The 15,895-nt window shown below is 63.2% G+C and carries 12 protein-coding genes and 1 pseudogene; 4 read left to right on the forward strand and 9 right to left on the reverse strand.

Annotated features, from left to right (window positions below):
- Nucleotides 1-45: 45 nt before the first annotated feature.
- The 3 genes and pseudogenes from APH27_RS27050 to APH27_RS01210 form a co-directional block, all read right to left on the reverse strand.
- Entirely contained in the window at nucleotides 46-906 is an 861-nt protein-coding gene (locus APH27_RS27050; protein ID WP_371260230.1) for a methyl-accepting chemotaxis protein, read from the reverse strand.
- Nucleotides 901-1,944: pseudogene (locus APH27_RS27055) on the reverse strand (Cache 3/Cache 2 fusion domain-containing protein); the annotation flags it as partial. The pseudogene APH27_RS27055 and the gene APH27_RS27050, both read right to left, overlap by 6 nt.
- A gap of 260 nt (nucleotides 1,945-2,204) precedes the next feature.
- Nucleotides 2,205-3,131 (reverse strand): LysR substrate-binding domain-containing protein, encoded by a 927-nt coding sequence (locus APH27_RS01210; RefSeq protein WP_027916998.1) that lies wholly within the window; start codon nucleotides 3,129-3,131, stop codon nucleotides 2,205-2,207.
- Between the two features lie 156 nt (nucleotides 3,132-3,287).
- Here APH27_RS01210 and APH27_RS01215 point away from each other — a divergent pair, with 156 nt between their 5' ends.
- A complete protein-coding gene (locus APH27_RS01215; protein ID WP_027916999.1) occupies nucleotides 3,288-4,670 on the forward strand; it encodes a NorM family multidrug efflux MATE transporter in 1,383 nt (460 codons plus the stop codon).
- A 42-nt stretch (nucleotides 4,671-4,712) separates the two neighbouring features.
- Here the strand turns inward: APH27_RS01215 and APH27_RS01220 are convergent, their stop codons facing one another.
- Nucleotides 4,713-6,380, reverse strand: a complete 1,668-nt coding sequence (locus tag APH27_RS01220; protein ID WP_060483790.1) for a bifunctional diguanylate cyclase/phosphodiesterase — start codon at nucleotides 6,378-6,380, stop codon at nucleotides 4,713-4,715.
- 300 nt (nucleotides 6,381-6,680) lie between these two features.
- Here APH27_RS01220 and rep point away from each other — a divergent pair, with 300 nt between their 5' ends.
- Together rep and APH27_RS01230 are read left to right on the forward strand one after the other, a co-directional pair.
- On the forward strand, nucleotides 6,681-8,690 hold the full coding sequence (gene rep / locus APH27_RS01225) for a DNA helicase Rep (protein ID WP_027917001.1): 2,010 nt from the start codon (nucleotides 6,681-6,683) through the stop codon (nucleotides 8,688-8,690).
- 64 nt (nucleotides 8,691-8,754) lie between these two features.
- The gene (locus APH27_RS01230; protein WP_003253535.1) at nucleotides 8,755-9,327 is read left to right on the forward strand and encodes a xanthine phosphoribosyltransferase; all 573 of its coding nucleotides are present in this window, start codon (nucleotides 8,755-8,757) and stop codon (nucleotides 9,325-9,327) included.
- A 120-nt stretch (nucleotides 9,328-9,447) separates the two neighbouring features.
- Here APH27_RS01230 and APH27_RS01235 read toward each other — a convergent pair whose 3' ends face one another.
- The 5 genes from APH27_RS01235 to dadA all read right to left on the reverse strand — a co-directional run bounded on the left by APH27_RS01235 (nucleotide 9,448) and on the right by dadA (nucleotide 15,253).
- A complete protein-coding gene (locus tag APH27_RS01235) occupies nucleotides 9,448-11,304 on the reverse strand; it encodes an acetyl-CoA hydrolase/transferase C-terminal domain-containing protein (protein ID WP_060483791.1) in 1,857 nt (618 codons plus the stop codon).
- Nucleotides 11,305-11,530: 226 nt separating this feature from the next.
- Entirely contained in the window at nucleotides 11,531-11,953 is a 423-nt protein-coding gene (locus APH27_RS01240; protein WP_027917003.1) for a cytochrome c5 family protein, read from the reverse strand.
- Nucleotides 11,954-12,089: 136 nt separating this feature from the next.
- Nucleotides 12,090-12,638, reverse strand: a complete 549-nt coding sequence (locus tag APH27_RS01245) for a cupin domain-containing protein (protein WP_027917004.1) — start codon at nucleotides 12,636-12,638, stop codon at nucleotides 12,090-12,092.
- A 110-nt stretch (nucleotides 12,639-12,748) separates the two neighbouring features.
- On the reverse strand, nucleotides 12,749-13,822 hold the full coding sequence (gene alr, locus APH27_RS01250; protein ID WP_027917005.1) for an alanine racemase: 1,074 nt from the start codon (nucleotides 13,820-13,822) through the stop codon (nucleotides 12,749-12,751).
- Nucleotides 13,823-13,948: 126 nt separating this feature from the next.
- A complete protein-coding gene (gene dadA / locus APH27_RS01255) occupies nucleotides 13,949-15,253 on the reverse strand; it encodes a D-amino acid dehydrogenase (protein ID WP_060483792.1) in 1,305 nt (434 codons plus the stop codon).
- A gap of 153 nt (nucleotides 15,254-15,406) precedes the next feature.
- Here dadA and dadR point away from each other — a divergent pair, with 153 nt between their 5' ends.
- Nucleotides 15,407-15,895 carry a transcriptional regulator DadR gene (dadR, locus tag APH27_RS01260; protein ID WP_003258963.1) on the forward strand — a complete coding sequence of 163 codons (489 nt, stop codon included), beginning with the start codon at nucleotides 15,407-15,409 and terminating at the stop codon, nucleotides 15,893-15,895.

Raw genomic sequence — 15,895 nt, forward strand, 5'->3', positions numbered from 1 at the left:
GCGGCCTTGTGTCGCGAAAGGGCCGCGAGGCGGCCCCCTGCGGTTTCAGCGGAAGCGGTCCACTTCCTGACGCAACTGCGCCGCCAAGCCTTCCAGCTCCCGCGCGGTAAATGCCAGTTCATTGGCCACATCACGCTGCTCGCTGTTGGCCTGGGCAATGCTCTGCAGGTTGCGGCTGAGCACAGTGGCCGTGCTGCTCTGCTCCTGGGTCGCCGTGCTGATCACGGCAAACTGCTCACCCGCCGTCCGGCTCTGCTCATCGATCCGCGCCAATGCTTCGGCAACCTTGTCGTTGCGCGCCAGCCCTTCCTGCATCAGCTGGTTGCCCTGCTCCAGGGTATTGATGGCGTGCCCGGTCTGCTGCTGGATGCTGGTGATCATCCCGGAAATCTCATCGGTAGCCTGGCGCGTGCGCGCGGCCAGCCCGCGCACCTCATCGGCAACCACAGCAAAGCCACGGCCCTGCTCACCGGCACGGGCAGCCTCGATGGCAGCATTCAGCGCCAGCAAGTTGGTTTGCTCGGCAATCGCGGTGATCACGCTGATGATGCCGCCAATCTCCTGCGAGCGTGCGCCAAGGCTGTCCATCACAGTGGCGGTGCCACCCAGCGCTTCGGCAATCTGCCGCAGCGAGCTCGACGCTTCATCCATGGCACTGCGGCCAATGCGGGTCTGCTGAGCGTTGTCGCGGGCCATGCGCTCGGTACCGGCCATGTTGTCAGCGATGTTCATCGAGGTCGCACTGAACTCTTCCACCGCACCAGCCATGCTGGTGATCTCGCCGGACTGCTGATCCATGCCTTCACAGGCACCAGTAGACAACCCGGACAGCGAACGTGCACGGCTACTGACCTGTTCGGAAGCACTGCGGATGTGCTCGACCATGGTCGACAGCGCCTCGCCCATCTGGTTGAAGCTGCGCGCCAGCTGGCCGATCTCGTCATGGCTGGTCACGCTCAGGCGCGCATTCAGGTCGCCAGCACCCAGTGCCTCGGCTTGCCGTACCAAGTCATCCAGCGGGCGCAGCTTGCGCCGCAGCAGCCACAGGGTGGCAGCCACCGCCAGCAGCATCGCCAGCAGGCTGCCGATGGCCAGGCGCAGGCCGACACTCCAGGTCACTTCGCGGATTTCAGCCTTGGGCATGCTGGCAACCACGGTCCAGGGGCCCTCGGCAAACGGTGCACTGGCGCTGAACAGGTCCTGGTCGGCATTGGCAGGGGGTACCAGCCACTGGCCCTGCTCATCACGAATGGCCAGCGAACCTGTTGCACCGATGCGGAAGCGCTTGAGGTTGGCGAACTGGGCGTTTTGCGCGTCGGTGTAATCGAAGCCGACGAACAACACCGCGATGACCCGGCCGTTGCTGTCGCTGACCGGCACGTAGCGGGTCATGTAATTGCGCTCGAACAGCACCGCGCGGCCGACGTACATCTGCCCGGCCAGCAGCTTGGTGTAGGCCGGATGCTGGCGATCGAGCTGGGTGCCGATGGCGCGCGCACCGTCCTGCTTCTTCAGGTTGGTGCTGATGCGCACGAAATCATCGCCGCTGCGCACGAACAGGGTCGCGATGCCGGCGGTCATCTGCTGGAATTCATCGACCACCTGGAAATCGTTGTTCAGCAGCCGATCGCCCAGATACAGGGCTGGTGTGGCAAGGCCGGCAACGTGTACGGTCTCGCCAGGGTGCAGCGACAGCCCCGAGGCGAAGCGACGCTCGAACAGGCCACTCAGGCGCTGGGTATTGTCCTTGAGCGAACCGTGGAAGGTATCGAGCTGATCGGCCAGCAACCGCGCTTCGCTGGCCAGGTGGGCCTGGCGGGTGGCGAGGTTGGCGTCGTCCAGCGCACGCAGGGCGAACAGGGTACTGCCGGAAATCACCAGCGCCAACACGATGGCGAGGGCGACACCGAGTTGGGAAGCAATCCGGGCACGCGGTTGAGACATGAAGAAGCTCCTGGCAAGAGGCCGGGATCATCCTGATCACGCTGACCACCCGCTTGAAATCGACGGGAGAGCGCGTCCTCTTCCGGGACGCTGGTGCCAGTTGATCGGCGTCGCTTTCGAATACTTGAGTGTCGGACCGGGGTATTCGCAAACGTTTTCTCTACGCCTTTACCGGCCCTTTCGCGGGTAACCCGCTCCCACAGGGGATATCATTGTTCCTGAGGCTGGCGCTTTACCCGCGAAGAGGTCGGCACAGGCAGTCAAAGAGCAGGCAGGATATCCACCGCTGGCAGATCAACAGCTGCCGCTTCCTCCTGCAGAAACACACTCAAGCGCCGCAACCGCTCCCCACCTGGCCGGGTCCGTGGCCACACCAGGTAATAATCCATGCCACTGGGCACCGCCGTCGGCCAAGGCAGGCTCAAGCGCCCCTGGGCCACATCCTCGGCGACCATCAACAAGTCGCCCATCGAGATGCCGTAACCCCGCGCCGCCGCAATCATGCCCAGCTCCAGGGTATCGAACACCTGCCCGCCCTTGAGCGACACCTTGTCGCTGAGCCCCATGCGCTCCAGCCATTCGCGCCAGTCTCGCTTGTCGGGGGTCGGGTGCAACAGCTCGATACCGGCCAGCCGCCGCTCGTCCCACGGCCCTTCCTTCAGCAGATCCGGCGCCCCCACCGGGATCAACAATTCGGAAAACAACCGGCGCACTTCCCACTCCGCCGGGAACACCCCGTCACTGAGCAGCACCGCACAATCGAACGGCTCCTGGTTGAAGTCCACATGGTCGACGTCCATCCAGGCACTGGTCAGTTGCACCTCATTGCCCGGCTGCAGATGTCGGAAGTGGCTCAGCCGCGCCAGCAGCCAACGCATGGTCAGGGTCGACGGCGCTTTCATGCGCAGGATGTCATCCTCCCCGCGCAAGGTATCGCAGGCCCGCTCCAACGCGGCGAAGCCTTCGCGCACGCCAGGCAACAGCACCCGCGCCGCCTCGGTCAACTGCAGGCTGCGGCCACTGCGCACGAACAGCTTGCAGGCGAAATGCTCTTCAAGGGTGCGGATATGCCGGCTGACTGCGCTCTGGGTGATCGACAGCTCTTCACCGGCGCGGGTGAACGAGCTCAGCCGCGCAGCCGCTTCGAATGCGCGCAATGCATACAGAGGAGGCAACTGGCGGGACATGGGGCACCTGTCATACGGGGGTGAGAATGGAATGCACAGCGTCATATATACATGAGTTCAACTCATGCCAATCATCGCTTTTATCCTTTTGTGCAAAGTTGACCGAAGCCTCAGAATCGTCCATCGCTCACAGGATCAGGCACAAGGACCATACTCATGCATGTCGCGCCCACCACAGAACTCAAGGCTTTGCTGCGCCTGGCCGGGCCGCTGATCGCCTCGCAGTTGGCGCATATGCTGATGGTGCTAACCGACACCCTGATGATGGCCCGCATCAGCCCGCAGGCCCTGGCCGGTGGTGGCCTGGGCGCGGCGAGCTATTCGTTCGTGTCGATCTTCTGCCTGGGTGTGATCGCCGCAGTCGGCACCCTGGTGGCGATCCGCAAGGGCGCCAACGACATCGAGGGCGCCACCCGCCTGGCACAGAACGGCCTATGGCTGGCCTGGGGCCTGGCGCTGCTGGCGGCACTGGTGCTGTGGAACCTGAAACCGGTGCTGTTGCTGTTTGGCCAGCAGCCGGAGAACGTCGACTCGGCAGCCGAGTTCCTCACCCTGCTGCCACTGGCCCTGCCCGGCTACCTGACGTTCATGGCCCTGCGCGGCTTCACCAGTGCATTAGGGCGCTCCACACCGGTGATGGTCATCAGCCTGGTCGGCACGGTACTCAACTACCTGTTCAACGTCGCCCTGATCGAAGGCATGTTCGGCCTGCCAAAGCTGGGCCTGATGGGTATCGGCCTGGTCACTGCCGTGGTGTCGATGGGCATGGCCATTGCCTTGGCGTTGTACATCCGCTGGCACTCGGCGTATGCCGACTACCCGCTGCGCAAAGGGCTGTCGCGCCCTTCGCTGCCAGCCCTGCGCGAACTGTGGCGGTTGGGCCTGCCGATTGGCGGTACTTACATGGTGGAGGTCGGGCTGTTCGCCTTCGCCGCACTGTGCATGGGCGTGCTGGGCAGCACGCAACTGGCGGCGCACCAGATCGCCCTGCAGATCGTTTCCACCGCGTTCATGGTGCCGACCGGGCTGTCGTATGCCGTGACCATGCGCGTGGGCCTGTACTACGGCGCCGGCAACCTGCTGGCAGCGCGCAGTGCTGGGCGGGTGGGGATCAGCTTCGGGGCAATGATCATGTTTGCCTTTGCAGCGTTGTTCCTGCTGCTGCCGGATGCGTTGGTGGGGCTGTTCATCGACCGTGACGACCCCGGCTTCACCGCGATCTATCAACTGGCCGTGCAACTGCTGATGGTGGCGGCATGGTTCGAGCTGTTCGATGGCATGCAGACCATCGCCATGGGCTCGATCCGTGGCCTGAAGGACGCCAAGACCACCTTCCTCATCGGGCTGTGCTGCTACTGGCTGGTGGGGGCTCCCAGTGCCTGGCTGTTTACCTTTACCCTGGGTGGCGGGGCGGTGGGGGTGTGGTGGGGGCTGGCCCTTGGGCTGGCCTGTGCGGCGGTGGCGCTGACCATCGGCTTCGAATGGCGGATGAAGCGGTTGCTGGGCAAGGCCGGGGTTGGGGCCGCGGTATCGGCCTGACTGAAGGGCCCTTTCGAGGCGTCGAACCGCCGCGAAGAGGCCCTAGAGGGCAGCTACCAGCGGACGGTCAGACGCCTGCAGCAGGTAGTCCATCAACTCCCCGACCGGTAGCGGCTTGCTGACCAGGAACCCTTGCACCTGGTCACAGCCAAACCCGCGCAGCAAAGCCATCTGCTCCGGGCTCTCGACGCCCTCGGCCACCACTTCCAGGTTGAGGTTGTGCGCCAGGTTGATCATGGCATGCACCAGCTTGCGGTTTTCTTCGCGCATCTCCATCTCGGCAACGAAGCTGCGGTCAACCTTGAGCAAGGTGATCGGCAGGCTGTTCAAGTGCACAAAGGACGAGAAGCCGGTACCAAAGTCATCCAGCGAGAAGCGCACACCCAGGCGGCCCAAGGCATCCATGGTCTGGCGCACCAGCTCGTTGCGGCGCATCACCGCCGTTTCGGTCAGTTCGAATTCCAGCCAGCGGGCATCCACACCATGCTCGATGATCAGCCGGCTCAGGGTGGCCAGCAACTGGCTGTCCTGGAACTGACGGAAGCTCAGGTTCACCGCCATGTGCAGTGGCGCAAGCCCCTGCTCGCGCAACGCCTGCATGTCGTGCAGGGCACGGGAAATCACCCAGTAACCCAGCGGCACGATCAGCCCGCTCTGTTCGGCCAGCGGCACGAACTCGCTGGGCGGCAGCAGGCCGCGCTCGGCATGCCGCCAGCGCACCAGGGCCTCGAGGCCGACGATGCGCCCATCGGCAAGGTTCAGCCGCGGCTGGTAGTGCAACTCCAGTTCATCGCGGCGCAGTGCCCGACGCAGCTCGCTTTCCAGGTCGGCCAGGCTGCGCGCATTGCGGTTGATGCGTTCGTTGAACACATGGAAGGTGCAGCCCTGGCTACCCTTGGCCTGGCGCATGGCAATGTGCGCATGCCACATCAGCGGGTCGGCCCCGCCCTGGGCACGGGCATGGGCCAGGCCCAGGCTGCAGCCGAGCAACAGGCTTTCGCCGTCGATCCAGTAGGGTTCGGCCAACGCCTCGACGATACGCTCGGCGATCCATTCGGCACGGTTGGCGTCGCGACGTGTGTCGATCAGCAGGGCAAACTCGTCGCTGCCCAGGCGCGCCAGCTGGTCACCAGCCTCCAGCTGCTGCTTGAGGCGCGACACCACCTGCAGGATCAGGCGGTCGCCGCACTGATGACCAAGGGCATCGTTGACATGGCGGAAGTTGTCCAGGTCCAGGTGGCCGAGGGCCACGCCGCGGCCTTCGTTCTCGGCCAGGCGCGTGGTCAACAGGGCCTGAAAGCCCTGGCGGTTGGCGATGCCGGTCAGTGGGTCCTGCTCGGCCAGGCGCTGCAAGGTCGCCACCAGCACACCGCGCTCGCGCACATGACGCAACGAGCGGCGCAGGGCATCGACATTGAGCTGGTCGCGTACCAGCCAGTCACTGACGCCCGTTGGCGAAGTGACTGGCTCATGGTCGAGCAACAGGATGGTCGGCAGCTCACAGCGCCCTGGCGCGGGCTGCAAGTCAGGCGTGGCAAGCACCACGGCCTGGCGGTCATGGCTGAACAGGGTATCGACCGCCGCCCAGTTCGGTGCGGTCAGCAATACCGCGGTACCGTCCAGTGGTAGCAGACATTCGCGTAACAAGGCGGCCCATTCCGGCTCATCAGCCAACAGCAGCAAACGCAAAGGTTCGACAGGCGTGGACAAGCGGGCTCCTTAAGACTCGAAAGGTATAGCGGTGGATGTCGGGCATGCTACTGCATAAATGAAAATGATTTTCACCTATTAGACATATCCTTTGCCCGCAGTGCCTCCCGTCGCATTTTGACGTGCATCCTGCGGGAAAGTCGTCAAACCGGCAATTACGATTTTTTCGGTGAATAGCATTAGTTTCGCTAATGCTTATGCCCTGACAAAAGTCTGACTCAAACGTCAGACGGTCGCGCCACAAGTGGCCCATGCCTGTTAGAATGCGCGGCTATTTTCTGGCGACCCCCGGTTTCTAGCATGTCCCGACTCAATCCCCGGCAACAGGAAGCCCGTGACTACGTCGGCGGCCCTCTATTGGTGCTCGCCGGTGCTGGCTCGGGCAAGACCAGCGTGATCACGCGCAAGATTGCCCACCTCATCCAGAACTGCGGCATCCGCGCCCAGTACATCGTGGCGATGACCTTCACCAACAAGGCCGCGCGCGAGATGAAGGAGCGGGTCGCCACCCTGCTGCGTCCGGGGGAAGGCCGGGGCCTGACGGTGTGCACGTTCCACAACCTTGGCCTGAACATCATCCGCAAGGAGCACGAGCGCCTGGGCTACAAGCCGGGCTTCTCGATCTTCGACGAATCCGACATCAAGGCGCTGCTGTCGGACATCATGCAGAAGGAATACTCCGGCGACGACGGCATCGACGAGATCAAGAACATGATCGGTGCCTGGAAAAACGACCTGATCCTGCCCGCCGAAGCCCTGGAAAAAGCGCGCAACCCGCGCGAACAGACCGCCGCCATCGTCTACACCCACTACCAGCGCACGCTCAAGGCGTTCAACGCGGTGGACTTCGACGACCTGATCCTGCTGCCGGTCAAGCTGTTCCAGGAGCACCCCGACGTGCTCGAACGCTGGCAGAACCGCGTGCGCTACCTGCTGGTGGACGAATACCAGGACACCAACGCCAGTCAGTACCTGCTGGTGAAGATGCTGATTGGCATGCGCAACCAGTTCACCGTGGTGGGCGATGACGACCAGTCGATCTACGCCTGGCGTGGCGCGCGCCCCGAGAACCTGATGCTGCTCAAGGAGGACTACCCCTCCCTGAAGATCGTCATGCTCGAACAGAACTACCGCTCCACCAGCCGCATCCTGCGCTGCGCCAACGTGCTCATCGCCAACAACCCGCACGCTTTCGAAAAGCAGCTGTGGAGCGAGATGGGCGTGGGCGACGAGATCCGCGTGATCCGCTGCAAGAACGAGGAAGCCGAGGCCGAACGCGTGGCCATGGAAATCCTCACCCTGCACCTGCGCACCAACCGCCCGTACAGCGACTTTGCCATCCTCTACCGCGGCAACTACCAGGCCAAGCTGATCGAACTGAAGCTGCAGCACCATCAGGTGCCGTATCGCCTGTCGGGCGGCAACAGCTTCTTTGGCCGCCAGGAGGTCAAGGACCTCATGGCCTACCTGCGCCTGCTGGTGAACCCGGATGACGACAACGCCTACCTGCGCGTGATCAACGTGCCGCGCCGGGAAATCGGCTCGACCACCCTGGAAAAGCTCGGCAACTATTCCACCGAGCGCGGCATCTCGATGTACGCCGCCAGCGAGGAGCTGGGCCTGGGCGAGCACCTGGACGCCCGCTACACAGAGCGCCTGCAGCGCTTCAAGCACTGGCTCGACGGTGTGCGCCACAAAGTCGCCCTGGAAGACCCGATTGCCGCGCTGCACGAGATGATCCGCGACATCGACTACGAGAACTGGATCCGCCAGCAGACCGCCAGCGACAAGGCGGCGGAGTTCCGCATCAGCAACGTCTGGTTCCTGGTCGAAGCGCTGAAGAACACCCTCGAGAAGGACGAAGAGGGTGACATGACCATCGAGGACGCCATCGGCAAGCTGGTGCTGCGCGACATGTTGGAGCGCCAGCAGGAAGAGGAAGAAAACGCCGAAGGTGTGCAGATGATGACCCTGCACGCCTCCAAGGGCCTGGAATTCCCTTACGTGTTCATCATGGGCATGGAGGAGGAAATCCTCCCCCACCGCTCCAGCATCGAGGCCGACACCATCGAAGAGGAACGTCGCCTGGCCTACGTGGGCATCACCCGCGCGCGCCAGACCCTGGCTTTCACCTTCGCCGCCAAGCGCAAGCAGTACGGTGAGATCATCGATTGCACGCCAAGCCGGTTCCTCGACGAACTACCGCCCGACGACCTGGCCTGGGAAGGCCTGGACGACGCACCGGTCGAGGTGAAGGCCGCGCGCGGCAACAACGCCCTGGCCGATATCCGGGCAATGCTCAAACGCTGATCAACCATTACTCTTTAACTCTGCCGCTTTTAGCGGCCACCTTTGTTACATCGAGGAATACACAGTGGAAGCACTGCATCAGAAGATTCGCGAAGAAGGCATCGTGCTTTCCGATCAGGTTCTCAAAGTCGACGCGTTTCTCAACCACCAGATCGACCCGGCGCTGATGCAGCTGATCGGTGACGAGTTCGCCCGCCTGTTCGCCGATGCCGGCGTGACCAAGATCGTCACCATCGAAGCATCGGGCATTGCCCCGGCGGTGATGACCGGCCTGAAGCTGGGCGTACCGGTGATCTTCGCGCGCAAGCACCAGTCGCTGACCCTGACCGAGAACCTGCTGACTGCCTCGGTGTACTCCTTCACCAAGCAGACCGAGAACACCGTGGCCATCTCGCCGCGCCACCTCAACAGCAGCGACCGCGTGCTGGTGATCGACGACTTCCTGGCCAACGGCAAGGCGTCGCAGGCGCTGATCTCGATCATCAAGCAGGCCGGTGCCACCGTTGCCGGCCTGGGCATCGTCATCGAGAAGTCGTTCCAGGGCGGCCGTGCCGAGCTGGACAGCCAGGGCTACCGCGTTGAATCGCTGGCCCGGGTGAAGTCGCTGGAAGGTGGCGTGGTCAGCTTCATCGAGTGATTGCCCCTGGGGCCGCTTTGCGGCCCATCGCGACACAAGGCCGCTTCTACAGGAGATCGCATTTCCTTGTAGGAACGGCCTTGTGTCGCGAATGGGCTGCGAAGCAGCCCCGGCAATTCATCAGGACGCCGCCAACCCCGCCAGCAACAAGCGCTGGTAAAGCTCTTCCTTCAACCCATGCGGCTGATCCAGCTGCATCCGCGCCAGGTGCGCCTCATACCCCTCCGGCCCCGGCGCCTCCAGTGCCGCCTTGCCCAGCTCCAGCATTTCGCTCAGCTTGAACTTACTCTTCAACCAGTTCAGCGCCCGCAACAAGTCCCGTTCCTCAGCCGTGAAGTCCGTGCCCAGCGGATACTCCGGGAATAACCGCGCATGTCGGGCCTTGATGGCCTCCAGGCTTTGCGGCGTGTTGTCGGTAAACCGCGCATCCAGCTGAAAGTCCCTGGCCAGTTTGCCCGCATCCTTCGCCTGCTCGATCAACTCGCCCTGGAACCTTGAATCGCTGATGGCCAGCAACCGCGCAATCACTTCGCTGTCGGTCTGCCCACGCAGGTCGGCGATGCCATACTCGGTCACCACAATATCGCGCAGGTGCCGAGGGATGGTGCAGTGGCCATAGCGCCAGAACAGGTTGGAGGTCACCTCACCACCCGACTCGCGCCAGCTGCGCAACAACAGGATCGAGCGCCCACCCTCCAGCGCATGCCCCTGAGCCACGAAGTTGTACTGCCCACCCACCCCGCTGAGCACCCGCCCGTCCTCCAACTGGTCGGCTACACCGGCACCCAGCAGGGTCATGCCGAACACCGTGTTGACGAAGCGCGCATCGCGGCGCTGCCGGCGCTTGAGTTCTTCCTGCCCGTACAGCTCGTTGATGAAGCTGATGCGGGTCATGGCGAAACGTGCGCGTTGCTCCAGCGGCATCTCGCGCAAGCGCTGGTAGAACGCTTGTGGGCCCAGGAAGAACCCGCCATGCACCAGCACGCCCTGCTCATCCGCCGGTCGCCGCACCACGCCGGCCTCGGCCAGCGCCAGCAGGCCGTTGACGAACATCTCACTGCAGCCATAAAGGCCTTGGGCGAAAGGCTCAAGGCCCCCTTCTTGCTCGATCAGCGCCTGCCAAGGGCCAACGTCCAGCTCGTCGAGCAACGCACGGTAACCCTCGTTGTCACCCTGGCGCGCCAACAACGCTGCCGCCAGCGCATCCCCCATGGCGCCGATGCCGATCTGCAAGGTGCCGCCATCACGTACCAGCGAGCTTGCGTGCAAACCGATGCAGTGATCCTGGGTGGTGACCGGCATGTTTGGGGTAGAAAACAGCCGGCGCTGTTCCGCTTCGTCGATCAACAGGTCGAACGCATCGATCGGCAGCTCCGCATCGCCCGGCATGTAGGGCAGTTCGGCATGAACCTGGCCGAGCATGAGGATGGTTTCACCTGCTGCACGCCGCTTGGCGATCATCGGCTGCAGGTCGAGGGTGATGTCGGGGTTGCAGGCCAGGCTCAGGTGGACGGGCTTCTCCGGCGTGGCGGCGACCAGCTGGGCAACCAGGTTCAGGCCCTTGGCATTGATGTCGCGTGCGGCGTGGCTGTAGTTACTGCTGATGTAGTCCTGCTGCGCGGTTTCGCTGTGCAGCAGGCTGCCGGGTTGCATGAAGAACTGCTCGACGCGGATATTCGGCGGCAGCTCGTCGTTGCGCAGGTCGGCCAGGTAGCTGAGCTCTTCGTAGTCGGCGAACACGCGCTCGACGAAGGGCTCGAGGAAACGCCGTTGCAGGCCGTCGCCCAAGGGTGGGCGGCCAAGCGTCAGCGCGGTGTAGATCGTCAACCTTCGCTCTGGCAGCTCGCGGACCCGGGCGTAAAGCGCATTGACGAAGGCGTTGGGCTTGCCCAGGCCCAGCGGCAAGCCCATATGGATATGTGCTGGCAGCCGGGCGAGAACCTGCTCGACGGCCTGGTCGATGGAGCAGAGGTGCATCGGGGCCTCCTGAATCATCCATGGGGTCAGGGGTTGGACATGAGCTCAAGAGGTTGGTTGCCTGTGCCGGCCCTTTCGCGGCTAAAGCCGCTCCCACAGGGACCTCACAATACTCAAGGGCGGTGAAAATCCTGTAGGAGCGGCTTTAGCCGCGAAGGGCCGGCACTGGCAACACAAATACAAAGCCCGCCAAAAAATGGCGGGCCTTGTGCAATTCATCTTCGGCTCAAAGACCGGACATCTTCTTGATGGCGCCTTTCAGGTCATCATCCGAGCAGTCCGCGCAGGTACCTTTCGGCGGCATGGCGTTCAGGCCGGTAATGGCCTTGGCCAGAAGCCCGTCCACCCCACCCTGCTCGTCAGCGCGCTTCTTCCACGCAGCGCCGTCGCCAATCTTCGGCGCCCCCAGCAACCCGGTGCCGTGGCAGGCATTGCAATGCTTGGCAATCACATCATCCGGCGTCTTGGCCCCACCGCCACCTGCGGCGGCTGCCACTTCCATGCCCTTGCATTCCTGGCCCTGCACACAGACCTGGCCGACCGGCTCAAGGCGTTTGGCAAGCTCATCGTTGGTCGCTGCGGTTGCGCTCATTGCCCAAAGGGCGAATACGGCTGCTGGTACGGCCAGCATCTTCTTGATTTGGTTCACGCGAACACCCTCATGGTGGCTAATCACGCCCGCGGCCACGGTAATGCGAGCGTTGAAAAGTATAGCGGGAACCCGGAAACCGTGAAACGACCCTACTCAGGAAAGGGGTATTGCCGAAACAATGCACTGCGCTGGATCAAAAGTTCGAGGGTGTGGCTGCACTGATCAGCCGCGCAGGTGCGTCGAACGGGTTGCGGAAACGGTGCGGACGGGTGCTTTCGAAGTAGTAGCTGTCGCCCGCTTCGAGGATGAAGATCTCGTTGCCCACCACCAGCTCGAGCTTGCCTTCGAGCAGGATGCCGGTTTCTTCACCATCGTGGGTGAGCATCTCGGCACCGGTATCGGCACCCGGCGGGTAGACCTCGGTGAGGAAGGCGATGGCGCGGTTGGGGTGCGACTTGCCCACCAGCTTCATGGTCACCGCGCCGTCGGAGATGTCGATCAGCTCGTGGGCCTTGTAGACAATCTGCGCGGGGCTTTCGGCCTCCAGCTCGACCGAAAAGAACTCGACCATCGACATGGGAATGCCGCTGAGGACCTTGCGCAACGAGCTGATCGAGGGGCTCACGCTGTTCTTCTCGATCATCGAGATGGTGCTGTTGGTCACTCCCGCGCGCTTGGCGAGTTCCCGCTGGGACAGGCCCTTGAGCTTGCGGATGGCTTGCAGTCGTTCGCCGACGTCCAAAGCTGGAGCCTCCTGAAACGGTGAGATGGCGGGGTGAATGTGAACGATATCATGGCAATGCCGTTCAGTATTTACAACACACCGCCCCTCACGCTGTCCGCTTCGGCGCCTTATTCGCCGCAATAGTCCAGCGGTACGCGTTTCAGGTTGCAGAAAATCTGGTAGGGGATGGTCCCGGCCTGCATCGCTACATCACTGGCCAGCACCTGCTTGCCCCACAGCTCGACCGGGCTGCCGACATTGGCTTCGGGTACGTCGGTGAGGTCGATGCAGAGCATGTCCATCGACACGCGGCCAATCAGCTGGCTGCGCTTGCCAGCGACCACCACCGGCGTGCCGGTGGGCGCATGGCGCGGGTAGCCGTCGGCGTAACCCATGGCGACCACGCCAACACGGGTCGGCCGCGGGCTGACGAACTTGGCACCGTAGCCCACCGGCTCACCGGCTGGCAGCTCACGCACGCTGATGACCCGCGATTGCAGGGTCATCACCGGCTGCAGGCGCGCTGCCTGGGGCTGGTCGGCTTCGAAGGGGCTGGCGCCATACAGCATGATGCCCGGGCGCACCCAGTCGCTCGGGGCCTGCGGCCAGGCCAGTACACCGGGTGAATTGCGCAGGCTGCATTCGGCAACCAACCCTTCACGGGTGGCGTTGAATACTGCGATCTGCTGCTCCGTGGCGTCGGCCTCCGGCTCGTCGGCGCGGGCAAAGTGGCTCATCAGCACGATGCGCGAAACCTTGCCGCTGGCCAGCAGGCGCTGGTAAGCCTCGTGGTAGTCCTTGGGGTGCAGGCCGACGCGGTGCATGCCGCTGTCGAGCTTGAGCCAGATGGTCAGCGGCTTGTGCACCTGGGTCTGCTCGATGGCTTCGAGCTGCCACAGCGAATGCACCACGCACCACAGGTCGTGCTCGGCGATCAATGCCAGCTCGCTGGCCTCGAAAAAGCCTTCGAGCAGCAGCACCGGGGCCTTGATACCGGCGGCGCGCAGCTCCAGCGCTTCTTCGATGCAGGCCACGGCAAAGCCGTCGGCTTCGGGCTCCAGGGCCAGGGCGCAACGCACGGCACCGTGGCCGTAGGCGTCGGCCTTGACCACGGCTAGAGCCTTGGCACCGGTCAGTTCACGGGCCAGGCGGTAGTTGTGGCGGAGGGCTTGCAGGTCGATCAGGGCGCGGGCGGGACGCATGGCGGCTGCCTTATGGTGTTCGGGTTGAAATCGGTGTTGGATTCTTCGCGGCTGAAGCCGCTCCTACAGGGATCGCACAAACCTGTGGGAGCGGGTTTACCCGCGAAGAGGCCGGTAAGGGCGACCTTACTGCTGGTGGACAGGCGTGGTCTGGCCTTGCTTGGCGACTTCCGGGCTGTTGCCATACCGGGAGATATCCAAGCCTTCGGCACTGATCTGCGGCTTCTTGCGCGCAATCAGGTCGGCCAGCAGGCGGCCGGAACCGCACGCCATGGTCCAGCCCAGCGTACCGTGGCCAGTGTTGAGGAACAGGTTGCGGAACGCAGTGGCGCCCACGATCGGCGTGCCGTCCGGGGTCGCCGGGCGCAGGCCGGTCCAGAAACTGGCCTGGCTCAAGTCGCCGCCGCGAGGATAAAGGTCGTTGACGATCATCTCCAGCGTTTCGCGTCGACGCGGGTTCAGCGACAGGTCAAAACCGGCGATTTCAGCCATGCCGCCAACGCGGATGCGGTTGTCGAAACGGGTAATCGCGACCTTGTAGGTCTCGTCGAGAATGGTCGAGGTCGGCGCCATGTCGGCATTGGTGATCGGCACGGTCAGCGAGTAACCCTTGAGCGGATACACCGGGGCTTTGATGCCCAATGGCTTGAGCATCTGCGGTGAGTAGCTGCCCAAGGCCAGCACGTAACGGTCGGCCGTTTCCAGCTTGCCATCGATCCACACGCCATTGATGCGGTCGCCGGCGAAGTCCAGGCGCTGGATGTCTTGGCCGAAACGGAATTCCACGCCCAGATTCACGGCCATTTCGGCGAGCTTGGTGGTGAACAGCTGGCAGTCACCGGTCTGGTCGTTAGGCAGGCGCAGGGCACCGGCGAGGATGTCTTTCACCCCGGCCAGGGCTGGTTCGACACGGGCAATGCCATCGCGGTCGAGCAGTTCGTAAGGCACGCCGGACTGTTCAAGCACGGCGATGTCCTTGGCTGCGGCATCGACCTGGGCCTGGGTGCGGAACAGCTGAGTAGTACCCAGGCTACGGTTTTCGTAGGCAATGCCGGTTTCGGCACGCAGTTCGTCGAGGCAGTCGCGGCTGTACTCGGACAGGCGCACCATGCGCTCCTTGTTCACCGCGTAACGGCTGGCGGTGCAGTTGCGCAGCATCTGTGCCATCCACAGGTACTGGTCCACATCACCAGTCAGCTTGATGGCCAGGGGCGCGTGGCGCTCCAGCAGCCACTTGATGGCTTTCAGCGGCACGCCTGGGGCGGCCCAGGGCGAAGCATAACCGGGCGAGATCTGGCCTGCGTTGGCAAAGCTGGTTTCCAGGGCCACTGCCGGCTGGCGGTCGACCACAGTCACCTCGAAGCCTTGCCGGGCCAGATAATAGGCACTGGCGGTACCGATCACACCGCTACCAAGTACCAATACTCGCATCGTTCATCCCTCGCACGCGGCGCACCGCTATTTTGTTGATATGGCATGGATGCGCGCAGTATAAGAATCTCAGCCCAGTGCAATTCACTATATAAAAGCCTATTATTGGCGAGAATTCTCGGCAAAATCGCCTTTCACGGAGGGGCATCCCCTATGAGAACCCAGCACCAGAGCAAGCGTGAACTGGACAAGATCGACCGTAATATCCTGCGTATCCTGCAGAATGACGGGCGTATTTCCTTCACCGAACTGGGCGAGAAAGTTGGGCTTTCCACCACCCCCTGCACCGAGCGCGTACGCCGCCTGGAGCGCGAGGGCATCATCATGGGCTACAACGCCCGGCTCAATCCGCAGCACCTCAAGGGCAGCCTGCTGGTGTTCGTGGAAATCAGCCTGGACTACAAGTCCGGCGACACCTTCGAAGAGTTCCGCCGCGCGGTACTCAAGCTGCCCCATGTGCTGGAGTGCCACTTGGTTTCCGGCGATTTCGACTACCTGGTGAAAGCGCGTATTTCGGAAATGGCTTCCTATCGAAAGCTCCTCGGCGACATCCTGCTGAAGCTACCGCACGTGCGTGAGTCCAAGAGCTACATCGTGATGGAAGAGGTAAAAGAAAGCCTCTGCCTGCCGATCCCGGACTGA

It is taken from the genome of Pseudomonas sp. NBRC 111123, assembly GCF_001320205.1.
Taxonomy (GTDB): domain Bacteria; phylum Pseudomonadota; class Gammaproteobacteria; order Pseudomonadales; family Pseudomonadaceae; genus Aquipseudomonas; species Aquipseudomonas putida_J.